We start from the raw sequence: 20,678 nt of genomic DNA, 5'->3' as shown, positions 1-20,678 counted from the left end.
GAACGTGGCTTTGCTGCAATCACCGGGCCTGCAGTCCGGGCGGCGGGTCAGCGGCGGGTGCGCAGGTAGTCCGCCACCACCTCGGCGCCGAGGCCGTCCAGGGTGGGGGCCACCACGCGGCCGCCGCACCGGCGTGCCACGTCGTCGATGAACGCGGCGAGGCGCGGGTCGTCGCCGAGCATGAAGAACGTGAACGACGCCCGCAGACCGGTGATCCGGTCGAGCTCGGCCACCGTGGCCCGCAGCGTCTCCCGGCTGGGTGGGTAGTCGAAGACGGCGTTGCCGTCCGGTTCGAGGTGGGCCGTCGGCTCGCCGTCGGTGACGACGAGGACCACGGGCTGCGCGTCCGGGTTGCGGCGCAGGTGCTGTCCGGCCAGCAGCAGCGCGTGATGCAGGTTGGTGCCCTGCTCCCACGCCCCCTCCAGCCCGACGAGCTCCCCCAGCTCCACCGACCGCGCGTGCCGGCCGAAGGTGATGAGCTTCAGGTCGTCGCCGCGGAACCGCGTGGAGATCAGCTGGTGCAGCGCCAGCGCCGTGCGCTTCATCGGCACCCAGCGCCCGTCCTGGACCATCGACCACGACGTGTCGACGCACAGCGCCACCGCCGCGCGGGAGCGCTGCTCGGTCTCGACGATCTCCACGTCGGTGACGTCGAGCTTCCTCGGGTCCCCGGCCGCCTGCCGCAGCTGCGCGTTGAGCAGGGTCTTCGGCACGTTCCACGCCTCGGTGTCACCGAACGCCCACGGCCGGGTGGCCCCGGTGGCCTCGGCCGACGCGCCGGACCGGTGCGTCTCCCGCTCTCCGCGCCGCGCGCCGATCTTGTCGACGACGTCGCGCAGAGCCGACTCCCCCAGCCGCCGCAGCGCCTTGGGCGAGAGCTGGAGCGACCCGTCGGGCGCCTGCTCGAACAGGCCCTGGCGCTGCAGCTCACGCTCCAGCTCCGCCAGGGCTCGGGCGTCGACCCGCGCCTCGTCGCCCAGGTGCTGGCCGAGTGCGTCGAGGTCGATGTCCTCCATCCGCGCACCCGGGTAGCTCTGCGACAGCTGCTCGGCGAGCGCGTCGAGCTGGCCGAGCTGCTCCATCGCGCGCGTCGCCTCGCCCATGCCCATCGGGTTGTCCCCGCGGAACCGGCCCTGCCCGTCCCAGTCCTCGCCCGGCCGCAGACCCTGCAGCTGGGCGTCGAGCTGGGACAGCGACTGCGCCAGCCGGGGGTCGCCGAAGGCCTGCTGGGACAGCTCCATCAGCTCGGCCCGCTGCTCCGGAGTCATCGAGTTGAGCATCCGCTGGGCGGCCGCCGCCCGCTGCGCGAGCAGGTCGACGAGCTCCTCGGTGCTCGTGGGGTTCTCCGGGAAGAACTCGCCGTGCTGCGCCATGAACTGCTGGAACTGCTCGGCGGTGTCCTGCCCGGCGGCGTGGTTGGCGAGCAGGCTGTTGAGGTCGTCGAGCATCTCCCGGATGCGCTCGACGTCCTCGGGCGTGGCGTTCTCCATCGCCTGCTTCATGCCCTCGAAGCGCTGGTCGAGCATCTCCCGGCCGAGCAGGTCACGGATCTGCTCGTAGGCCTCCCGCGCATCGGGGGACTGCCAGTCGTAGGAGTTCAGCTCGCGCACCGCCCCGCCCGTGTCCGACGGCAGCGCGTCGAGCTGCATCTCGCGGAACCGGGCGTCGTCGGTGTCCTGGCGCCCGAGCGAGTCGCGCTCGGCGTCGAGGGCCTGCGCCAAGAGCTCGCGGACCTCCTGCAGCGTGCCGTCGAGCCGGTTCTCCCGCTGCAGCCTGCTGCGGCGCTGCCAGACCTCACGGGTGAGCTCGTCGAGCCCGCGCCGGTTCTGCATGCCCCGGCGCAGCAGCTCCTGCAGCGCCGAGCGCGGCGAGGAGCCCTCCATGACGTCGCGACCGATCTCGTCCATCGCGGCCCGGAGGTCGACCGGCGGGGCGAGCGGGTCGGGCCCGTCGGTGTAGGGCCCGTAGGCGTACCTGCGGTCGCGTCTAGCCATAGCTCACCGTGTCGCCGTCGTCGGACTCGTCCTTCGCCAGGCGGCGGGTGAGGAACAGCAGTTCCAGGGCCAGCTCCGCCGCGCTCGCCATGGGGCCGGGGTCCTCGGTGCCGCCCGCGTCGAGCCGCTTGGCGATCTCGGTGAGGGCGTCCACCGCGGGGAGTGCGGCCACCACCTCGACGGCCGCGACCCGCTCCCCCGTGCGCACCGGGTTGCCCGCGACGGCCTCGGCGAGCGGGTTGAGGTCGATGCCGCGCAGCCGGGCCCGTGCCGTGTCAGCCGTGGCCCGGCGGAGCAGGTGCTCCAGGTGCTCGGACTCGCGGCCCTCCTCGCCGGAGGCGAACTCCAGCTTGCCGCGCAGCACGGCGGGCACCGACTCGAGGTCGACGGGACGCGCGACGGCCCGCTCCTCGCCGGTGATCGCGGCGCGGCGCAGCGCGGCGGCGGCCACGGTCTCGGCGGCGGCCACGGCGAACCGTGCCGACACCCCCGAGCCCTGGTCGACGGCACTGGACTCCCGCAGCGACCGGGTGAACCGGGCGACGACCTCGATCAGGTGCCGCGGCACCTCGGCCGCGAGGTCGGCCTCCTGCTGGACCAGCGCGATCTCGTCGGCCAGCTCCAGCGGGTAGTGGGTGCGGACCTCGGCCCCGAAACGGTCCTTGAGCGGGGTGATGATCCGCCCGCGGTTGGTGTAGTCCTCGGGGTTGGCCGACGCGACGAGCAGCACATCCAGCGGCAGGCGCAGCGTGTAGCCGCGCACCTGGATGTCGCGCTCCTCCATCACGTTGAGCAGCGACACCTGGATGCGCTCGGCGAGGTCGGGCAGCTCGTTGATGGCGACGATCCCGCGGTGGGCGCGGGGCACGAGGCCGTAGTGGATGGTCTCGGGGTCACCGAGGGAACGGCCCTCGGCGACCTTGACGGGGTCGACGTCACCGATGAGGTCGGCGACGGCGGTGTCGGGGGTGGCGAGCTTCTCGGTGTAGCGCTCGTCGCGGTGGCGCCATGCGACGGGCAGGTCGTCGCCCAGCTCGGCGGCGCGCCGGCGGGATGCCGGGGTGATGGGGTCGTAGGGGTGCTCGCCGAGCTCGGAGCCCTCGATGACGGGGGTCCACTCGTCGAGCAGGTTGACGATCGAGCGCAGGAGGCGGGTCTTGCCCTGACCGCGCTCGCCCAGCAGCACGACGTCGTGACCTGCGAGGAGGGCACGTTCCAGCTGCGGGAGCACGGTGGACTCGAACCCGACGATCCCGGGCCATGCGTCGCGCCCCTCGCGGAGCGCGGAGAGGAGGTTCTGGCGGATCTCGTCCTTGACACCACGGATCTCGTGGCCGGACGCCCGGAGGGCACCGAGGGTGCGGGGAAGATCATGGGGCACGTAATCAACGTTACGCCGCGAGCCCGGGGCCTCGCGCGGCGTCCGCTCCCCGATGCGACCGTTGACCTCTACCCGGCTTGAGCTCCTAGCGTCATCGCCGCAGGTCGGACAACGGGACGTAGAGGGGACACCGGGTGAAGGCGATTCGGCAGTACGAGTTCGGGGCGGCGGACACGCTGCGGTTCGAGGACGTCCCCGACCCCACGCCGGGCGAAGGGCAGGTGGTCATCGACGTGGCCGCCGCTGGCGTGCACCTGCTGGACACGAGCATCCGGGCCGGCACGACGGGCGGCCCGTTCCCGAGCCCGGAACTGCCCATGACGCCGGGTCGCGAGGTGGCGGGCGTCGTGAGCGAGGTCGGGGCCGGCGTGGACGGCGCCTGGGTGGGTCGCCCGGTGGTCGCGCATCTCGGGATGGCCAGTGGCGGCTACGCGGCACGTGCGGTGGCACCGGTCGCGGCCCTGCACGCCGTGCCCGACGGGCTCGCACCGGAGTCGGCCGTGGCCATGATCGGCACCGGACGTACGGCGTTGGGCATCCTCGACGTCGCCGACCTCGCCGCCGACGACGTGGTGCTCGTCCCCGCGGCGGCGGGCGGACTCGGGACGCTGTTCGTCCAGGCGGTCCGGACCGCCGGTGCGACCGCCGTGGGCCTGGCGGGGGGACCGGAGAAGGTCGAGAAGGTACGGAGGCTGGGTGCCGACGTCGCCGTGGACTACCGCGATCCCGGCTGGCGCGACCAGGTCCTGGAGGCCCTCGCCGGGCGCAAGCCGACCCTGCTGCTCGACGGCGTCGGAGGTGCCGTGGGACGGACCGCGCTGGAGATCCTCGACGTCGGCGGGCGGGTGGTGATGTTCGGCTGGTCGTCCGGCGCGGTCACGGAGTTCACCAGCGCCGACGTCGTGGCGGGCAGTCTGGCGGTCGTCTGGGTGACCGGGCCGCGCATGCTGCGCCGCTACGGCGGCCTGCGGCCCCTGGAGACACGCGCGCTGGCCGAGGCCGCGGCGGGACGGCTGGTGCCGGTGGTGCATCCGTTCCCCCTGGCCGAGGCGGCTCGGGCGCACACCGCGCTGGAGGAGCGTGCGACGAGCGGCAAGGTGGTGCTCGTTCCCTGAGCCCCGCGGCTCAGTCCAGGTGGCGCCGCCACGCCGCCAACCACTGCACCAGGTGACGGTCGGCGCAGTTGCGCCCGTCGAACCCGTGGTGCGCCGCCACGGCCACGATCAGATCGATGAGGGCGTCGTCGTCGATGAGCGCCGGGAGAGCGACGACGGTGTCGTCGTCCTCGGTGTCCGCACCTGATCCGCGACGCACAGCATCGTTCCTGGCCGGCATTCGAGAATCCCATCGGTATCCGAGAGCTGCACGCCGCTACGAAGGTCGGAGGCGAAAGCCGAGCCTCCGCGAGAAGACCAAGGCGTACCTTACCGGCCCCGGCACGGACCGTCATTAGCCCGAGCGCCGAGCCCTCATCGGTCGAGTGAACCCACGGGTCCTCCATCACGCCTGGTGAGCGCACCGGGAATTCGAGTGCGCCGACCGGGGGACGTCTGCCGCGACCCCCGGCCGAGGGTCACCAGAACGTGAGCACGGCCGATCAGACGATCAGGGTTCGTCCGGAGTGAACTGCAGACGCCGAGTGACGATGTCATGGGCGACGTCGAGGAGGAGGCGTTTCTCGCTGAAGGCGTGGGCGCGCATTCTCGCAAGTGCGTCGGTGGCGCCGATGCCCAACTGTGCCAGGACCATACCGGTGGCCTGATGGATCTCCGCACGGTTGCTGACCGTGGGGTCGAGCCACGGTCCGTCGCCGGGATCGGTACGGGCGCCGAGCATCATCAGTGCGGCGGTGTTGACGGCCGCCACCGCGTCGCGGCGCTGCTCGGCGGGCAGGGGCCCGGGCGTGCGGCGGTAGAGGTGGAGCACGCCGAGGTTGACCGCGCCCCACCGCAGCGGCAGCGCGAAGAGCGCCCGGGCCGGCGTGCGTTCCACGACCGCGTCGGCGAACACCGGCCATCGCCGCATGTCGGCGCAGATGTCCGCGACGAAGACCGGACGGCCGGTGGTGGCCGCCTCCATGCAGACACCTTCGCCCAGGCTGAACTCGAGGTCGTCGAGGAGACCGGCGACGGCGTCACTGGCCCACAGGGTCTCGCGGGCGGCGCTCACGGCGTGCAGCGCGAGGGACGCGCCGTCGACGTCGAGCCCGCTCAGGCATGTCCGGCAGACCTGCTCGGCGAGGCCGCGGTCGTCGTGGGTGGCCTCGAAGGCCGCCAGCAGCGCCCGACCGACGGGGCCGTCCTGTTCGTCCACCGTGCCACTCATCCCCCGGGGAACTCCTGCCGGCGGCCGCTCGTGCGCCGGATGCGGATGCCCCATGGCGCTGTCGTGGCCACTCGATCGGCGTTGCACCGGGTTCCCTTCCGAGGCCGTCCGCCGCTCGTTGCGCGCACTTTACGTGACACTGCTCACGGGCGGGTGCGCCGGTCGGACCAAGGTCGCCCCGAAGCGTGGGTCACGCTTAGCGCTACGCAATTTCCGGCGCCCCCGCTCTGGATCTCGAGAACTGATTATCTTGCTCAAAGAATCATCGAGCTGCCGATCTTTCGGCCGATCTTCCGACCGTTCAGTTCGGCCCGAACGGGCGACTCATGTAATGATTTGCAAACGCGCGACGAGGAAGCAGTGTCGGTCGCTCCATTCGAGCGAGCGGTTTGCCGGGTTGGAGAGCGGGGGTCCGGCCACGGCGCCGCACCATTGATCTCGGCCTCGGCAGCGGACGGCCGGGTGCTCTCGGGCTCCGGCTCGATTCGTCTGCTCGACGGCCGGCAGCAGTAATCGGACAGACCGCACGGGGGTTGGTTCGAGACAGTTCTTCGGCAGGGGAGAAACGGGCGATGAGTGAAACGGTGCAGGGCCGTGAGGGGCTGTTGAGCACGGCGTTCGTCGGGCTCGCCGACACCCTGATCGACGACTTCGACATCATCGACCTCCTGGATCAGCTCGTCGGGCACGGCGTCACGCTGTGCGGTGCCGACGCGGTGGGGATCCTGCTGGTCGACTCCCGCGGGTACCTGCAGGTCGTGGCCTCCTCGGACGAGGACGTGAGCCTGATGGAGCTGCTGCAGCTCCAGGCCGACGACGGTCCGTGCGTGGAGTGCGTGCGCACCGCGGCCCCGGTGGTCGCCCCGGATCTGGCCGATGTGGGCGACCGCTGGCCGGTACTCACCGACGCGATGAGGACACACCAGCTGTACCGGTCGGTGCACGCGATGCCGTTGCGGCTGCGCGGCAAGGCCGTCGGCGCCATGAATCTGTTCCGCCGGCTGCCCGGCGCCCTGCCCGAAGCCGATCTCGCGCTGGCCCAGGCGCTGGCCGACGTGGCCACGGTGGGGATCCTGCAGGAGCGGGCCGTCCGCCGGGGTGAGGTGCTCGTGGAACAGCTGCAGACGGCGTTGAACAGCCGGGTCATCATCGAGCAGGCCAAGGGGGTGCTGGCCCAGCGGGCGGGGCTGAGCATGAACGCGGCGTTCGAGCGGCTCCGCAGCCACTCCCGCAACCGCAACCAGCGCCTGAGCGAGGTCGCCCGCCAGGTCGTCGAGGGCGAGCTCGAGCTCGGCGCGCTCGAGCCGCCCGGACGGGCGGGTTAGCCGCACCGAACGCCTCGGGAAGGAATGCACCCCTGCGGGGTGGGCGTTCTGTCCCGTTGTGCGCTCTCCCCACCGCTTCGCCGCGTTGCTCGGGCTGCTGTTCGGCCTCGCCGGCACGTCCACGTCCGCGGTCACCGTCGCTCTCCCCGAACTGGCGGGCGACCTGGAGGTCAGCGCGGCGACCGCGGCGTGGATGGTCAGCGGCTACACCGTGACGCTCGCCGTCGCGACCCCCATCCACGGCCGCCTCGCCGACGTCGTGGGTATCCGGCTCCCGCTCTGCCTCGGCATCGCCACGATGGCGCTCGGCGCGCTCGCCGCCGCACTCGCCCCGTCCTTCCCCGCGCTGCTCGTCGCGCGCGTCCTGCAGGGCGCCGGTGCAGCGGCGATCCCCGTGCTCGCGACGGCGCTGATCAGCGCCCGCTGGAGCGGGTCCGAGCAGGGCGCCGCGCTCGGCCGCGTGGCCGGGGTGGCCGCCACGATCGGCGCGCTCGGGCCGTTGCTGGGCGGCGGGCTCGACACGCTGGGCGGGTGGCGGTGGGCCGTCGCGATCCCCGTGCTCGCCCTGCTGGCGATCCCTCCCCTCTGGCGCATCGCTCCCGCAGGGGGCAGCGGTGACGCCATCGACCGGACGGGCGCAGTGCTCGTGGCCGTCGCCGCGGCAGGGCTGGTGCTGCTCATCCAGTCGCCGTCGTCCGGCACCGGCACCGCGGTTCTCGGCGCGGCGCTCCTGGTCGTCGGCGCCCCGCTGGTGACCTTGTGGGTCAGGGCTCACCCGCACGGGTTCCTGCCGCGCGAGATCATCACGAACCCCACCGTGCTGCGCAGCGCGTTCGCAGCGGCAGCGGTCCCGGCGAGCTGGTTCGCCCTGCTGCTGGGAGTGCCGCTCGCCGCCGCCTCGTGGGGCTGGACGCCGCTGGCCACCGGGGCGCTGCTGGTGCCCGCGGCCGTCGTCGGGTTCGCCTCACCGGCTCTCGCCCGCGTCCTCCTCGCCCGCCTCGGGTCCCGGCGCTCCATCGCTCTCGCGTGCCCGACGGCCATCGTCGCGCTGCTCACCGCCGCAGCAGGAGGTGCCACGGAGTCGCCCGTCCTGCTGGCCACAGCGGTCGTGCTGGTCTCCGCCGCGTTCGGGGTCGGGCAGCCCGCGATGATCGCCTCGGTGGGAGCAGCCGTCCCCGGGGCGCAGCGGGGCGTGGCGCTCGGTATCGCCACGCTGGTGTTCCTCACCGGAGCGAGCGTCGGTGCGGCACTCGTCGGCGGGCTGGCGGACGTGATCGGCATCCCAGGCGCGTTCTGCATGCTCATCGCGCTCCCGGTGGCCGGGCTGGTGGCTCTGCTGGCCGGCGGACCCGACCGCGTGGGGGCCGACGCCGCCTGAGCGGGGCGCACGGGATGGGGATTGCCCCCGTGTCGTCCGGGGGCTCACCGGCTCAACCCGGCGGCCGCTTCCGCGCAGGCTCGCCGCATGACCACTTTCAGCGGTATGTCCGACGCACCGCCGCGCGGGAGCGACTACGCGCACCTGTCCCGCCGGATCACCGACGCCGGGCTCATGGACCGCAGGCCCGGCTACTACGTCGTCCGGTTCCTCCTCGTCGGTGCGGCGGTCGCGCTGACGGCCACCGCGTTCGTCCTGCTCGGGGACTCGCCGTGGCAACTGCTCGTGGCCGCGGCCGCCGCCGTCGGGTACGGGCAGGTCGCACTGCTCGCACACGACGTCGCGCACCGGCAGGTCTTCCGCTCCCGGGTCGCGGCGACGGTCACCGGCAGGCTGCTCGGCAACCTCGGCATCGGGATGTCATACGGCTGGTGGATGGACAAGCACACGCGCCACCACGCGAACCCCAACCACGAAGGACTCGACCCCGACGTGGCTGCGGGAGCGTTGGTCTGGACCGGGGAGCAGGCGGTGGCCGCGCGGGGCGTCACCCGTTTCGTCAACCGCCACCAGGCGCTGCTGTTCTTCCCGCTCCTCACGCTGGCCGGGATCGACCTGCGCCGCAGCAGCGTGCGGGGGCTGCTGGGCGAGCGCGGCGCCACGGTGCGCGGCCGCCGCCTGGAGCTCGGACTGCTCGCCGCGCACGCCGCCGGGTACCTGGCCGCACTGTTCATGGTGCTGCCGCCCGGGCTCGCGATCGCCTTCTTCGTGGTGCACCAGGGGCTGTTCGGGGTGTACCTGGGCTCGATCTTCGCGCCCAACCACAAGGGGATGGCGATGCCGCAGGGTCGCCTGGACTTCCTGCGCAAGCAGGTGATCACCGCGCGGAACGTCCGGGGCGGCCGGCTGACCGACGGTCTGCTGCACGTGGCGATGGGCGGGCTCAACCACCAGATCGAGCACCACCTCTTCCCGAGCATGCCGACAGCGAACCTGCGCCGGGCCCGCCCGGTCGTGCGGGAGTTCTGCGCCGAGATCGGCGTGCCCTACCACGAGACCGGGCTGGTGCGGTCCTGGGCGGAGGCGCTGGGACAGCTGCGCCACGCCAGTGCGCCGCTGCGCGGAGAGGGTGGCTGACCGATTCGTTCACGACAGGCACCCGTCGGGACGGGAGGCTCACCCCATGACGGCGCTCACGACCATCGATCTGCCCGCCGCCGCGGACTTCATGGCCACGCACGGGCGGCTGCTCGACCGCCACCGGTTCCGGCTGCTCCTCGGCACGGGCGGCCCGGATCCGGTGCTCGCCGCCCTCGCGGCGTACCGCAACGCGGACGGCGGGTACGGCTGGGGACTGGAGCCGGACCTGCGGTCGGTGTCGAGCCAGCCCGGAGCGGCGCTGCACGCGTTCGAGGTGTTCGCGGAGGTCGCCCCGACGACGACCCCGCACGCGGTCGCGCTGTGCGACTGGCTGGAGTCGGTCTCCCTCCCCGACGGCGGGCTGCCGTTCGCGTTGCCGGCGCCCGACCGGGCCGGCACCGCCGCATGGTGGGCGCAGGCGGACCCGCGGACGTCCTCGCTGCAGATCACCGCGATCATCGCGGCCGTCGCTCAGCGCGCGGCCCGCCACGACCCCGCCGTGGCCGTGCACCCGTGGCTCGCGCGGGCGACGCGGTACTGCCTCGACGCCGTACGCGCGGTCGAGGAGCGTCCCCCGGCCCTCGTGCTGGCCTTCGCGCTGCGGTTCCTCGACGCGGTGTACGACAGCGAGCCGGCCGCGGCCGCTCTGCTCGGGCGGCTCGGTGCTCATCTGCCGGACAACGGCGTCCTTCCGGTCGAGGGGGGCAGCGACGACGAGACCATCCGTGCACTCGACATCGCGCCCGAGCCCGACCGCCCGGTGCGGGCGCTGTTCGCGCCCGAGGTCGTCACCGCCGAGCTGCGGCGGCTCGCCGGCGCGCAGCAGGCCGACGGGGGCTGGCGTGTGGAGTTCGCGGAGTTCTCCCCCGCGAGCGCCATGGACTGGCGGGGATACGCCACGGTACGGGCGGTGGCGGTCCTGCGGGGCGATGCAGCGATCTGACCGGCCGGGGTCAGGGCACCAGCAGCAGCGCGGTCGGCACCGCCACCAGCCCGGCGGCGGCCACCCGCACGAGCACCCGGACCGCAGCAGGAAGCGGCGCGGGCGGGGAGACGATCCGGCACAGCCGGTGGTCCAGCTTGTCGGTGAACGAGCTCAGTGCGGCAGCAGGTGCTGCGCCGCCCATCGTCCGCAACGCCCCCGTCAGCTGCTTGGCCGTGACCTCGCTCGCCGCCACGTCGTCGGCTCGCATCTCGATCAGCGCGGCCACGGCGAGCTGGGCGCAGACCATCCCCCGCACGAACGGCGCGGTGGCACCCCAGGCCACGAACGGCAGCACCACCAGGTCGTGGCGCTCCCGCAGGTGGGCCCGCTCATGGGCGAGCACGGCCCGGACCGCAGGTGGGTCGAGAGCGTCGAGAACCCCGGCCGACAGCACGAGCCGGGACCGCAGCCCGGGAAGGCAGTACGCCACGGGGACGGGATGGTCGAGCACCCGCGCGCCCGGGACGGCGGGCCACGGCGTGCCGAGCAGGTCGATCAGGTCACGATGACGGCGCCGCACCTTGAGCGTGCGCAGCGTGACCGCGAGCAGCACCCCGACCAGCCGCAGCGCCAGCGCCAGCGCCGCCAGCAACGCGGCGATGTGGATGAGCGAGAGCTCCCGGGGTACCTCGCCGACGGCCATCGCGTCGACCGCGGCGGGAACCGCCACCGACAGCGAGGGCCCCAGCGGGGACAGTCCGTACACGAAACCGGAGCCGAGGAGCGCCAGGCCGCCGGCGAGCCCGATCGCCTGCCACACGAGCAGTGCGCCGACGGGGTCGCGGGCCGGCCACTCCGCTGTGGCCATCGCTCGGCTCAGCGGCTCGGCGAGCACCACGCCGAGCACGAAGAGGCCGAACGCAGTGAGCGTCATCGGAGCAGACTGGTTCAGTCGAGCAGGTCACGCAAAGCGGCGCGCTCGTCCTCCGGCATCGAACCGAGGAACCGGGCCAGGGCCGCGCCCCGGTCCGGCGCCGCATCCAGGGCGTCGAGCATGAGCTCGGCGACATGGTCCTCACGGCTGGCCACGGAGCGGTAGCGGTGCGCCCGGCCCTCGCGCTCGCGCGTGACGAGACCCTTGCGCTCCAGCCTGCCGAGCACCGTGAGCACGGTGGTGGTGGCCAGATCACGACTCGCCAGCGCATCCTGCACGTCACGAGCGGTGACGGGCCCCGTGGCCGACCAGAGGGTCTCCATCACGGCACGTTCCAGTTCACCCAGCGTCGGCACCATCCCATTCTACTTCAGGTAGAAGGCTTCTGGGGAGCCTCCATTCGATCTGTTCGTCACTCTCACCTGCGGGAAGTCGGACCGTTCGGCGACGAATCCCCGCAGCCCGGCGATCAGTGCCGGCGGGGGCGCGCCAGGCCCGTCGGAGACAGGGCTCGTGCCCGGCACCTCTCATGGTGGGGCGGTGCATAGTGAGGTGCGTGGCGGAACCAGGCGCAATCCGGATGGGCACGGCACGCGGTCGATGGGTGCTCCTCACCACCGTGCTGGGGTCCGGTCTCGTGCTGATCGACGGCACGGTGGTGAACGTCGCACTGGCACGGATCGGTGCCGACTTCAACGCCGGGTTCACCGCGCTGCAGTGGACGGTCAACGCCTACACGCTCACGCTCGCCGCCCTGATCCTGCTGGGCGGGTCACTCGGCGACCACTTCGGGCGACGCCGGGTGTTCCTGATCGGCGTCGTGTGGTTCGCACTGGCGTCGCTGATGTGCGGACTCGCCCCGGACGTCAACACGCTCATCGTGGCCAGGGCACTCCAGGGCGTCGGCGGGGCGTTGCTCACCCCGGGCAGCCTGGCGCTGATCTCGGCGTCCTTCCACGGCCCGGACCGGGCGGCAGCCGTGGGGGCGTGGTCGGGCCTCGGCGGCATCGCCGGCGCCGTCGGGCCCTTCCTCGGCGGCTGGCTGGTGGAGTGGAACTGGCGCGCGGTGTTCCTCATCAACCTCCCGCTGGCCGTGCTCGTCGTCGTGGTGGCACTGCGGCACGTGCCCGAGAGCCGCGACCCCGACGCGGCGCCGGGCCTCGACATCTCCGGCACCGCGCTCGCCGCGCTCGGTCTGGCCGGTCTCACGTACTCGCTCACGGGGCTGAGTGAGCGAGGGGTGACGACGGACCTGGTGGTCGCCCTGGCGATCGGGCTGCTGGCGCTGGTGGCGTTCGTGCTCCACGAGCGGCGCTCCCAGAGTCCGTTGGTACCGACCGAGCTGTTCGGGAACGCGACGTTCAGCGCAGCCAACGCGGTGACCATGCTGGTCTACGCCGCACTCGGCGTGGTGTTCCTGCTACTGGTGCTGCAACTGCAGACCGTCGCGGGGTTCAGCGCGTTCGCCGCAGGCACGTCGCTGCTGCCCGTCACGCTGATCATGCTGGCGTTCTCCGCGCGCTCCGGGGCACTCGCCGGACGGATCGGGCCCCGGCTGCCGATGACGCTCGGCCCGCTGGTGAGCGCGGCCGGGCTGCTGCTCATGCTCCGGATCGGCCCCGGCGCGTCGTGGGCCGCCGACGTGCTGCCCGCCGTGCTCGTCTTCGGCGCCGGCCTGACTCTCACCGTCGCCCCCCTCACCGCCACCGTGCTCGACAGCGCCCCCGACCGGTACGCCGGCGCCGCGTCCGGGGTGAACAACGCGGTCGCGCGGGCGGCGGGGCTGCTCTCGGTGGCCGTGATCCCCGGCGTCGCGGGCATCCGCGGCAGCGACTACACCGAGGCCGCCTCCTTCAACGCCGGGTTCCGGATGGCGATGATGATCGGCGCCGGGCTCCTGGTGCTGGCGTCGCTGCTGGCGTTCACGTTGGTCCGGCGGCCGCTGCGGGCCGCCGAGGCCGACCGCCCCGACAGCACCACCGCTCACCGCGTGCCCATCGAGGAGTACGCCCACTGCGACATCGTCGCGCCCCAGGTCTGCCCCGGGGCCGAGCGGATGCGCGACTGAGCACGGCACGGCACGGCGGGTCGGGTCTCACCGGGCGTCGAGCAGAGTATGACTGCGCTACCCTTTCAGTATGACCGCCCAGCGTGTGACGGTGAGCCTGCCGCCCGAGATCCTCGAGGAGGCTCAGGCCGCCGTCGCGGGCGGCGCCGCCAAGAGCCTGTCGGCGTTCGTCGCCGACGCGTTGGAGTCCAAGCTGTCGCGGGCCCGCGCGCTCGCCATACTGGAACGGGCGCTCGGCGGCCGGCCTCCGCAGGAGGTCATCGACGCCGTGCGCCGTGATCTGGGCCTGCCCTCAGTTCCCGCAGCGTGATCGGCGGCCGCGTCCTCGACGCCTCCGCCATCATCGCCTTCTCGAACGGCCGCTCGATCTACGCCGCCGCGCTGGTGTGGACCGCCGTCGAGGAGGGCATCGTGCTGGTGCTTCCGTCCACGGCCGTCGCCACCGCGTGGGCGCAGCTACCGGAGAAGGCCCACCCCGTGCTCGAGGTCCTGCTGCAGCTCCCGGTGACCCTGGTCGACGACCTCACGGCCGGCCGGGCCCGAACGGTCGGGGTGAGGGGCGGCGACCAGCTGCACGCGCACGCCCTGCTCTGCGCCCACGAGCGAGGGTGGGCACTGGTCACCGAGAACTTCGGCCAGTACACCGGTGTCGACCGGGCCGGCGTCGAGGTCGAGCAGCTGCCCTAAGAGTGCGCTCCTGCCACGACGAGGCCCCCGCACCGAGCTGGTGCGGGGGCCTCCGTGACGCAGAACGGGTCGGATCAGCGCAGGTCGAGCGCCTCCGCGAGCTGACGCAGGGCCGGCAGCGGGTCCTCGTCATTGGGCAGCACCTGCGCGCACACGTGGTCGGCGCCCGCGTCGAGGTGTTCGGTGAGGCGCGCGGCCACGGCGGCGGCGTCCCCGTGGGCGACGAGCGCGTCGATCAGCCGGTCGCTCCCGCCGTCGGCCAGGTCCTCATCGCTCCACCCCAGGCGCTTCAGGTTCGAGGTGTAGTTGCGCAGGCCCAGGTAGGGCTTCGCCACGACGGGGCGTCCGACCGCCCTGGCCCGCTCCGGGTCGGTGTCGAGCACCACCTTGTGCTCGGGCGCGAGCAGCACGCCCTCGCCCAGGATCGCCCGGGCCTCACGCGTGTGCTCGGGAGTGGTCAGGTAGGGGTGCGCGCCCGCCGTGCGCTCCGCGGCCAGCCTGAGCACCTTCGGGCCCAGCGCCGCGAGCGCCCGCCCCTCCAACGGCACCTTCGCGGCGTCGAGCCGGTCGAGGTAGTCGACGATCGTGTCGTAGGGCTTGCGGTACTCGCTCGTGGCCTCGGGGTGGCCGATGCCGACCCCGAGCAGGAAACGGCCGGGGTAGGCCGCCTCGATCCGGTGGTAGGACGCGGCCACCTCCTCGGCGGGTGTCGTCCACATGTTGACGATGCCGGTGGCCACCGCGATCCGCTGCGTGGCGGCGAGCATCGACTCGGCGAGCGCGAGGTCCCCGGGGGGCGAGCCGCCGATCCAGATGGCGCCGTAGCCCAGCGCCTCCACCTCTGTCGCGAGCTCCGGGGTGAGCCCCGCCGCGCTCCGCCAGATGCCGTACCGACCCAGTTCTACCGTCATGTTCGCGGCAACCCCGGCGCGCGCCGTCACATTCCGGCAACTGTCGGTGGGTACACATAAGGTCGTTTTCGTGAGCCGAGAGTCGACCACCCGGGCTGCGCCGCTGCGGATGCGCCCCCGGGTGGTGGTGCCCGCCGATCCGCGCAAGCCCCGCGATGCACCCGCCGGCACGGAGGCGGTGGTCGTCGGGGGCGGGGTGGCCGGCATCAGCGCGGCGGTCGTGCTGGCCGAGCGGGGCGTGGCCGTCACGCTCCTGGAGGCCGCGCCCACGCTCGGCGGCCGGCTCGGGGCCTGGCCCCACACGCTGCCCGACGGCACCGAGCAGGTGGTCGAGCACGGCTTCCACGCCTTCTTCCGCCACTACTACACGTGGCGGGCGGTGCTGCGGCGGATCGACCCGGAGCTGGGTTTCCTGCGCCCGGTCGGCGGCTATCCGGTGATCTCCCGCGAGTGGCCGCCCGAGGACCTCACCGGGCTGCCCGCGGCGCCGCCGCTCAACCTGCTGGCGTTGTTCGCCCGGTCCCCGAGCCTGGGCCTGCGCGATCTCCTCGGCTCCCGGCAGTCCCTGGCCGCCGAGCTCCTCGCCTACGACCGTGAGCGCACCACCGCGGCGTTCGACGCCGTACCGGCAGCGGAGTTCCTGGCCGGGCTGGGCATGTCCGACCGCGCGCTCGCCATGCTGTTCGAGGCGTTCGCGCGGTCGTTCTTCGCCGAGCCCGCCGCGCTGTCCGCCGCGGAGCTGATCGCGATGTTCCACTACTACTTCCTCGGCAATCCCGAAGGCATCGGCTTCGACGCGCCCACCACCGACCACCTCACCTGCATCTGGGAGCCGTTCCGGGCCGTGCTCGGGAAGCACGGCGCGCAGGTCCGCACGGCCACCGCGGCGAGCGCGGTGGTTCCCGCCGTCGGGCACCGCTGGCGGGTCGAGCTCACCGACGGCGCCCCGCTCGACACGCGCCACCTGGTACTGGCCACCGACCCGGGCGCCCTGCACCGCCTGCTGGCGGCGTCCCCGGCCGCGGCCGCCGCGGCGCCCCGGCTCGCGGAGAAGGCGGCAGCGCTGGCGCTGGCCCCACCGTTCGCGGTCACCCGGCTCTGGCTCGGCAGCGACGTCGCGCCAGAGCGTCCGGTGTTCAGCGCCGTCAGCCGGGAGGCCACGCTCGACTCCATCACCGTCTACTCCCGCCTCGAGCGGCCGTCCGCCGAGTGGGCGGCACGCACCGGCGGGTCGGTGGTGGAGCTGCACTCCTACGGGTGCACCGCGCCCGACGTCGGTTCGGCCACGGAGCGGATGCGCGCCGAGCTCGCCACGCTGTGGCCGGAGACCCGCGACGCCCCCGTCGTGCACCTGCAGCAGCGGCTGGAGGCCACCGCCCCCACCTTCCCGCCGGGCGGCGCCGGCACCCGGCCCACGGTCACCGGCGACGCCCGGGGCATCCGGGTCGCAGGCGACTTCGTCGACACACCCATGCTCACCGGCCTGATGGAACGCGCTGCCGCGTCCGGTGTGCTGGCGGCCAACGACGTGCTCGCCGAGGTGGGTGCCGGTCCGGAGGAGATCCTGGGCGTCCCCCAGCGTGGGTTGCTCGCCGGGCTCCTCCCCTCGCGCGCGCAACCTCGGCTCACCCCGCGACGCGGGTGAGGATCGCGTTCGATCCGGGGCCACGCGACGGACCGGCCCGGATCCAACGGCTCGCCGACGACGGGGCCACGCTCGGCGCCCCGGAACCTCTCACCGCGCTCGCGAGCGTCGCCGACCTCGAGCGGGACCACGCGCCACGGTGGGTGTTCGCCCGGGCCCGCAGCTACCGGCGGCTGCTCGCCGCCGGGGTGGAGGTGGCGCGCGCCCACGACGTCGAGCTGGTGGAAGGCCTGCTGGTGGGAGCCGCGGGCCAGTACGGCCAGCCGCACGGTCTGGCCGCGGCCACCGCCCGGCTGCAGGGCCGCACCCCCGATCCCGATCCGCCCGACGACGGCGACGGACCCCCGGCCCTGTTCGAGACCGGCGACGCCACCGACGAGCTCGCCGACGTCGTGGCCGTGCACGCGGCCCAGCAGCGGGCGCTCGCCGCCGCGGGGCCGGGGATGCGGCTGCTGGCCGCCGCCGAGTCCGCCGGGATGCTCGTGGCCGAGGAGATGACCTGCCACGGGCTGCCCTGGCGGCCCGACGTCCACGACCGGCTGCTCACGGAGCTGCTGGGGCCCTGCCCCGTGCTCGGGGGCAGGCCGCCGAAGCTGGCCGCGCTGGCCGACGAGGTCGCCGCCGCGTTCGGGGGCCGTCCGCTCAACCCCGACTCCCCCGCCGAGGTACTGCGCGCGTTCGCCCGGGCCGGCCACGAGCTGGAGACCACGCGGTCGTGGGAGCTGCGCCGCATCGACCACCCGGCGGTCGAGCCGCTGCTCGCGTACAAGGAGCTCGCCCGGCTGCACTCCGCCCACGGCTGGTCCTGGCTGCGCAGCTGGGTCCACGACGGCCGGTTCCGCCCCGAGTACGTGGTCGGCGGGGTCGTGTCGGGCCGGTGGGCCTCCCGCGGCGGCGGGGCCCTGCAGATTCCCCGCGCCGTACGCTCCGCCGTCCGCGCCGACCCGGGCTGGCGGCTGGTGGTGGCCGACGCCGCCCAGCTGGAGCCCCGGGTCCTGGCCGCCCTGTCCGGCGACCACGCGCTCGCCCCCGGCGACGACGACCTGTACTCCGCGCTCGCCGCCCGCGAGTTCGACGGCGACCGGCCGAAGGCCAAGCTCGCGCTGCTCTCGGCGATGTACGGCCAGACCTCCGGCGGGGCCGGTGCGCTGATGGCCACGCTGCGCCGGCGGTTCCCGGCCGCGATCGCCTACGTGGAGGAGGCGGCGAGAGCGGGCGAGGAGGGCAGGCTCGTGCACTCACACCTGGGGCGCACCTGCCCGCCGGCACGGCCCGGCCACGAGCAGCCGGCCGCGGCGCGCGCACGAGGGCGGTTCACCCGCAACTTCGTGGTGCAGGCCACCGCCGCGGAGTGGGCGCTGGTGCTGCTGGCCGAGCTCCGGCTGCTGCTGCGAGCGGCGGGAAGCCCGGCCCACCTGGTGTTCTTCCAGCACGACGAGGTGCTGCTGCACGCCCCGGCGGCCGCGGCGCAGCAGGCCGCGGCCGCCGTTCGTGAGGCCGCCGAGACAGCCGGGCGTCGTCTCTTCGGCACGTCACCGGTGCGGTTCCCGATGCAGCTGCGCATCGTGGAGGGCTACGACCAGCGGTGACGCCGCCCTGCGGGCTCAGTACTCGTCGTGCAGTCTCCACCACTGGTACGGCGCGGTCTGCGGGTACCCGGCCGGCGAGTCCTCCCACTGCTCCTGACGACCCAGCGGGGTCAGGTCGAGGAAGCTCCAGACGCTGCCGAGCTGTTCGACCCCGCGCCCGGCCGTGAAGTAGGTGCGGAAGACCCGGTCGCCCTCCCGGAGGAAGACGCTGAGCCCGAACCCCTCGGGGGTCCCGGTGGCGTCGGCGAAGTCCGGGCCGCAGGAGAAGAACGGGAGGGTCCAGCCCATGCGACGACGGAACGGCTCGAGGTCGCTCCACGGCGTCAGGGAGACGATCGCCAGCGACGTGTCGCGGGCGTGCAGGTGCGCGAGGTTGCTGACCTGGTCGGTGAACAGCGCGCAGCCCGAGCACCAGTTCGGGTCGTGCATGAAGTGGTAGACGATCAGCTGCCGGCGTCCCTCGAAGACGTCGAGCAGGGTCTGCTCGCCCGCCTCACCGGTGAACGTGAAGGGGCCGAACTCGACCATCGGCAGGCGTCTGCGCCGCGCCGCCAGCGCGTCGCGTGCGCGGGTCATGTCCTTCTCCGCGGCGAGCAGATCGGCGCGGGCGGCCGCCCATTCCGCCGGGGACACGATGTCGGGCAGGGTGCTGGTGGAGGTCGTGCCAGTGGTACTCATGCGGTTGCCTCCCGGAACCGTTCGGTGAGCCGGTCGAGGGCGCTCGACCAGCCGTCGTGATGGCTGTCGCGGCTGTCGTCGGTGGTGAAGCCGGCCTGGTGCAGGGTCATCTCGGTGCGCCCGTCGAGGTCGGCGAGCTCGACGGTGACCACCGACTCCTGCCGGGTGTCGCCGGGAGCGCCCCAGGTGAAGACGAGGCGCTCGGGTTCCGACACCTCGATGTAGAAGCCGCCGGTCGAATACTCGGCGCCGTCGTCGTCGCGGATCATGGTCGCCTGCCACGTCCCGCCCGGGCGGACGTCCATGGCGATCGTCGACATCGGGGTCGTGAAGCCCCGCGGCCCGAACCACGCGGTGACGTGAGCGGGGTCGGTCCACGCCTGGAAGACCAGCCGCCGGGGCGCGTCGAGGACGCGGGTGATGGTGAGCTCGCGCTCGCCGGTCTCACGTCGGTCGGTCATCGGTGCGTCCCTCCTGGATCTGTCGCAGGTGGTCGTCGAGGCGGTCGAAGCTGCCGTCCCAGAACTGCTGGTAGCGCCCCACCCAGTCGGCCACGTCGGCGAGCGGGCCGGCGTCGAGGCGGCACGGGCGCCACTGTGCGGAGCGGCCACGGGTGATCAGGCCGGCGCGTTCGAGCACCTTCAGGTGCTTGGAGACGGCAGGCAGGCTCATCGTGAAGGGTGCGGCCAGCTCGGTGACCGACGCCTCGCCGTGGGCGAGGCGCGCGAGGATCGCCCGCCGGGTGGGATCGGCCAGCGCCGCGAAGGTGACGCTGAGAGCATCGTCGGTCATGACCTGCCAAACCAGTCGGTTAATTAACTACGAGGTTTACCATAGCCCGATCCCCGCCGCCGTCAAGGCCTTTCTGAAGCTCAACCGAACGGTTGACCATCGTGCGAGATCGCCCCTATCCTCAACCGAGTGGTTGAACGACTCGACGCGGTGTTCCACGCTCTCGCCGACCCGACGCGCCGTGCGATGGTCCGCGGGCTCGCCGATCACGAGCAGACGGTCACCGAGCTCGCCGCCCCGCATCCCATCTCGCTCGCCGCCGCGTCGAAGCACATCAAGGTCCTGGAGCGGGCCGGACTGGTGCGCCGCACCGTGCACGGCAGGCGGCACGTTTGCCGCCTCGAAGCGGCGCCGCTGGCCGAGGCCACGCACCACCTGCGCTTCTACGAGCAGTTCTGGACCGACCGCCTCGACGCCCTCGACGCTTTCGTCACCTCACGGCCGGAGGAACCCCGATGACCCTCGTTCCGCACACCGTCACCGTCACCCGCATCGTCGCGGCGTCCCCCGCCGCGATCTATGCGGCCTGGACCGAGCCCGACCAGATGCGGCGCTGGTACGCCACCGTCGTCGACGCCGACGTACGGGTGGGTGGCCGCTACCGGATCGAACTGCACGAGGCCGACGGCAGCGTCAACCGCTTCACCGGCGAGTACCTGGCCCTCGAGCCACACTCCCGGATCGCCTTCACGTTCACCCACCACTCGCAGACGCCCGAGGACCGGATCAGCGACGAGACCGTCACCGTCACCCTCCGCGAGGTCGAGCCCGGCCGCACCGAGGTGACGGTGACCAACAGCTGGACCGGCCCCGAGTTCGAGCCCTCCTACTACGAGGACCTGCGCAGCGGCTGGGAGGAGTGGGTCAACCGCCTGGAGAAGATGTGCTGACCGGCGCTGGGGCGTG

The 20,678-nt window shown here is 73.2% G+C and carries 22 protein-coding genes; 12 read left to right on the top strand and 10 right to left on the bottom strand.

The window, feature by feature from the left end:
- Nucleotides 1-47 precede the first annotated feature (47 nt).
- Both HF577_RS17215 and HF577_RS17210 read right to left on the bottom strand, forming a co-directional pair.
- Complete coding sequence (locus HF577_RS17215; RefSeq protein ID WP_169396887.1) at nt 48-1,994, bottom strand: vWA domain-containing protein; 1,947 nt, start codon at nt 1,992-1,994, stop codon at nt 48-50.
- Nucleotides 1,987-3,375, bottom strand: a complete 1,389-nt coding sequence (locus tag HF577_RS17210) for an ATP-binding protein (protein WP_312859194.1) — start codon at nt 3,373-3,375, stop codon at nt 1,987-1,989. The genes HF577_RS17215 and HF577_RS17210 overlap by 8 nt, the downstream gene beginning before the upstream one ends.
- A 134-nt stretch (nt 3,376-3,509) precedes the next feature.
- On the opposite strand from HF577_RS17210, the gene HF577_RS17205 reads away from it, so the two are divergent.
- Nucleotides 3,510-4,490 (top strand): zinc-binding dehydrogenase, encoded by a 981-nt coding sequence (locus HF577_RS17205; RefSeq protein WP_169396886.1) that lies wholly within the window; start codon nt 3,510-3,512, stop codon nt 4,488-4,490.
- A gap of 10 nt (nt 4,491-4,500) precedes the next feature.
- Here HF577_RS17205 and HF577_RS17200 read toward each other — a convergent pair whose 3' ends face one another.
- Both HF577_RS17200 and HF577_RS17195 read right to left on the bottom strand, forming a co-directional pair.
- Nucleotides 4,501-4,689, bottom strand: a complete 189-nt coding sequence (locus HF577_RS17200) for a hypothetical protein (RefSeq protein ID WP_169396885.1) — start codon at nt 4,687-4,689, stop codon at nt 4,501-4,503.
- A 291-nt stretch (nt 4,690-4,980) separates the two neighbouring features.
- The gene (locus tag HF577_RS17195) at nt 4,981-5,700 is read right to left on the bottom strand and encodes a GAF and ANTAR domain-containing protein (protein ID WP_169396884.1); all 720 of its coding nucleotides are present in this window, start codon (nt 5,698-5,700) and stop codon (nt 4,981-4,983) included.
- A gap of 572 nt (nt 5,701-6,272) precedes the next feature.
- On the opposite strand from HF577_RS17195, the gene HF577_RS17190 reads away from it, so the two are divergent.
- The 4 genes from HF577_RS17190 (at nt 6,273) to HF577_RS17175 (ending at nt 10,486) form a co-directional block, all read left to right on the top strand.
- Entirely contained in the window at nt 6,273-7,025 is a 753-nt protein-coding gene (locus HF577_RS17190) for a GAF and ANTAR domain-containing protein (RefSeq protein WP_169396883.1), read from the top strand.
- 58 nt (nt 7,026-7,083) lie between these two features.
- Nucleotides 7,084-8,403 (top strand): MFS transporter, encoded by a 1,320-nt coding sequence (locus HF577_RS17185; RefSeq protein ID WP_169396882.1) that lies wholly within the window; start codon nt 7,084-7,086, stop codon nt 8,401-8,403.
- An 87-nt stretch (nt 8,404-8,490) separates the two neighbouring features.
- On the top strand, nt 8,491-9,540 hold the full coding sequence (locus tag HF577_RS17180) for a fatty acid desaturase family protein (protein ID WP_169396881.1): 1,050 nt from the start codon (nt 8,491-8,493) through the stop codon (nt 9,538-9,540).
- 46 nt (nt 9,541-9,586) lie between these two features.
- Nucleotides 9,587-10,486: a hypothetical protein gene (locus HF577_RS17175; RefSeq protein WP_169396880.1), complete on the top strand. Its 900-nt coding sequence runs from the start codon at nt 9,587-9,589 to the stop codon at nt 10,484-10,486.
- 10 nt (nt 10,487-10,496) lie between these two features.
- Here HF577_RS17175 and HF577_RS17170 read toward each other — a convergent pair whose 3' ends face one another.
- Together HF577_RS17170 and HF577_RS17165 are read right to left on the bottom strand one after the other, a co-directional pair.
- Nucleotides 10,497-11,402, bottom strand: a complete 906-nt coding sequence (locus HF577_RS17170; RefSeq protein ID WP_169396879.1) for a M56 family metallopeptidase — start codon at nt 11,400-11,402, stop codon at nt 10,497-10,499.
- Nucleotides 11,403-11,416: 14 nt separating this feature from the next.
- Nucleotides 11,417-11,761, bottom strand: a complete 345-nt coding sequence (locus HF577_RS17165) for a BlaI/MecI/CopY family transcriptional regulator (RefSeq protein WP_211174411.1) — start codon at nt 11,759-11,761, stop codon at nt 11,417-11,419.
- A gap of 197 nt (nt 11,762-11,958) precedes the next feature.
- Between HF577_RS17165 and HF577_RS17160 the strand changes: the two genes are divergently transcribed.
- From HF577_RS17160 to HF577_RS17150, 3 genes are all read left to right on the top strand, one after another.
- Nucleotides 11,959-13,470: an MFS transporter gene (locus HF577_RS17160; RefSeq protein ID WP_312859193.1), complete on the top strand. Its 1,512-nt coding sequence runs from the start codon at nt 11,959-11,961 to the stop codon at nt 13,468-13,470.
- 70 nt (nt 13,471-13,540) lie between these two features.
- Complete coding sequence (locus tag HF577_RS17155; RefSeq protein WP_169396876.1) at nt 13,541-13,780, top strand: YlcI/YnfO family protein; 240 nt, start codon at nt 13,541-13,543, stop codon at nt 13,778-13,780.
- A complete protein-coding gene (locus HF577_RS17150; RefSeq protein WP_169396875.1) occupies nt 13,777-14,157 on the top strand; it encodes a hypothetical protein in 381 nt (126 codons plus the stop codon). The genes HF577_RS17155 and HF577_RS17150 overlap by 4 nt, the downstream gene beginning before the upstream one ends.
- 74 nt (nt 14,158-14,231) lie before the next feature.
- On the opposite strand, the gene HF577_RS17145 is transcribed toward HF577_RS17150, so the two are convergent.
- Nucleotides 14,232-15,068 (bottom strand): LLM class F420-dependent oxidoreductase, encoded by an 837-nt coding sequence (locus tag HF577_RS17145; protein ID WP_169396874.1) that lies wholly within the window; start codon nt 15,066-15,068, stop codon nt 14,232-14,234.
- Between the two features lie 70 nt (nt 15,069-15,138).
- On the opposite strand from HF577_RS17145, the gene HF577_RS17140 reads away from it, so the two are divergent.
- Together HF577_RS17140 and HF577_RS17135 are read left to right on the top strand one after the other, a co-directional pair.
- On the top strand, nt 15,139-16,713 hold the full coding sequence (locus tag HF577_RS17140) for an FAD-dependent oxidoreductase (RefSeq protein WP_169396873.1): 1,575 nt from the start codon (nt 15,139-15,141) through the stop codon (nt 16,711-16,713).
- Entirely contained in the window at nt 16,710-18,302 is a 1,593-nt protein-coding gene (locus HF577_RS17135; protein ID WP_169396872.1) for a bifunctional 3'-5' exonuclease/DNA polymerase, read from the top strand. The genes HF577_RS17140 and HF577_RS17135 overlap by 4 nt, the downstream gene beginning before the upstream one ends.
- 15 nt (nt 18,303-18,317) lie before the next feature.
- Here the strand turns inward: HF577_RS17135 and HF577_RS17130 are convergent, their stop codons facing one another.
- Genes HF577_RS17130 through HF577_RS17120 form a run of 3 tightly spaced genes read right to left on the bottom strand, consistent with a single transcriptional unit; the run spans nt 18,318 to nt 19,772 of the window.
- Complete coding sequence (locus HF577_RS17130) at nt 18,318-18,980, bottom strand: DUF899 family protein (RefSeq protein WP_169396871.1); 663 nt, start codon at nt 18,978-18,980, stop codon at nt 18,318-18,320.
- Nucleotides 18,977-19,441, bottom strand: coding sequence for an SRPBCC family protein (locus HF577_RS17125; protein WP_169396870.1), 465 nt, complete (start codon nt 19,439-19,441; stop codon nt 18,977-18,979). Before HF577_RS17125 ends, HF577_RS17130 begins: the two co-directional genes overlap by 4 nt.
- Nucleotides 19,425-19,772, bottom strand: coding sequence for an ArsR/SmtB family transcription factor (locus tag HF577_RS17120; protein WP_169396869.1), 348 nt, complete (start codon nt 19,770-19,772; stop codon nt 19,425-19,427). Before HF577_RS17120 ends, HF577_RS17125 begins: the two co-directional genes overlap by 17 nt.
- Before the next feature lie 129 nt (nt 19,773-19,901).
- On the opposite strand from HF577_RS17120, the gene HF577_RS17115 reads away from it, so the two are divergent.
- Nucleotides 19,902-20,231 (top strand): ArsR/SmtB family transcription factor, encoded by a 330-nt coding sequence (locus HF577_RS17115; protein ID WP_169396868.1) that lies wholly within the window; start codon nt 19,902-19,904, stop codon nt 20,229-20,231.
- Nucleotides 20,228-20,662 (top strand): SRPBCC family protein, encoded by a 435-nt coding sequence (locus tag HF577_RS17110; RefSeq protein WP_169396867.1) that lies wholly within the window; start codon nt 20,228-20,230, stop codon nt 20,660-20,662. The genes HF577_RS17115 and HF577_RS17110 overlap by 4 nt, the downstream gene beginning before the upstream one ends.
- Nucleotides 20,663-20,678: the final 16 nt, after the last annotated feature.

This window comes from Pseudonocardia xinjiangensis (assembly GCF_012911925.1).
Taxonomy (GTDB): Bacteria; Actinomycetota; Actinomycetes; order Mycobacteriales; family Pseudonocardiaceae; genus Pseudonocardia; species Pseudonocardia xinjiangensis.
The sequence above is the reverse complement of the archived record's forward strand: the minus strand, read 5'-3'. Positions and strand labels throughout refer to the sequence as shown.

What these genes read in the sequence shown, in the direction of transcription:
- HF577_RS17195 (WP_169396884.1), bottom strand. Translation starts at nt 5,700, where the DNA reads ATGAGTGGCACGGTGGACGAACAGGACGGCCCCGTCGGTCGGGCGCTG.
- HF577_RS17170 (WP_169396879.1), bottom strand. Translation starts at nt 11,402, where the DNA reads ATGACGCTCACTGCGTTCGGCCTCTTCGTGCTCGGCGTGGTGCTCGCC.
- HF577_RS17165 (WP_211174411.1), bottom strand. Translation starts at nt 11,761, where the DNA reads ATGGTGCCGACGCTGGGTGAACTGGAACGTGCCGTGATGGAGACCCTC.
- HF577_RS17215 (WP_169396887.1), bottom strand. Translation starts at nt 1,994, where the DNA reads ATGGCTAGACGCGACCGCAGGTACGCCTACGGGCCCTACACCGACGGG.
- HF577_RS17130 (WP_169396871.1), bottom strand. Translation starts at nt 18,980, where the DNA reads ATGAGTACCACTGGCACGACCTCCACCAGCACCCTGCCCGACATCGTG.
- HF577_RS17155 (WP_169396876.1), top strand. Translation starts at nt 13,541, where the DNA reads ATGACCGCCCAGCGTGTGACGGTGAGCCTGCCGCCCGAGATCCTCGAG.
- HF577_RS17145 (WP_169396874.1), bottom strand. Translation starts at nt 15,068, where the DNA reads ATGACGGTAGAACTGGGTCGGTACGGCATCTGGCGGAGCGCGGCGGGG.
- HF577_RS17120 (WP_169396869.1), bottom strand. Translation starts at nt 19,772, where the DNA reads ATGACCGACGATGCTCTCAGCGTCACCTTCGCGGCGCTGGCCGATCCC.
- HF577_RS17110 (WP_169396867.1), top strand. Translation starts at nt 20,228, where the DNA reads ATGACCCTCGTTCCGCACACCGTCACCGTCACCCGCATCGTCGCGGCG.
- HF577_RS17190 (WP_169396883.1), top strand. Translation starts at nt 6,273, where the DNA reads ATGAGTGAAACGGTGCAGGGCCGTGAGGGGCTGTTGAGCACGGCGTTC.
- HF577_RS17175 (WP_169396880.1), top strand. Translation starts at nt 9,587, where the DNA reads ATGACGGCGCTCACGACCATCGATCTGCCCGCCGCCGCGGACTTCATG.
- HF577_RS17180 (WP_169396881.1), top strand. Translation starts at nt 8,491, where the DNA reads ATGACCACTTTCAGCGGTATGTCCGACGCACCGCCGCGCGGGAGCGAC.
- HF577_RS17125 (WP_169396870.1), bottom strand. Translation starts at nt 19,441, where the DNA reads ATGACCGACCGACGTGAGACCGGCGAGCGCGAGCTCACCATCACCCGC.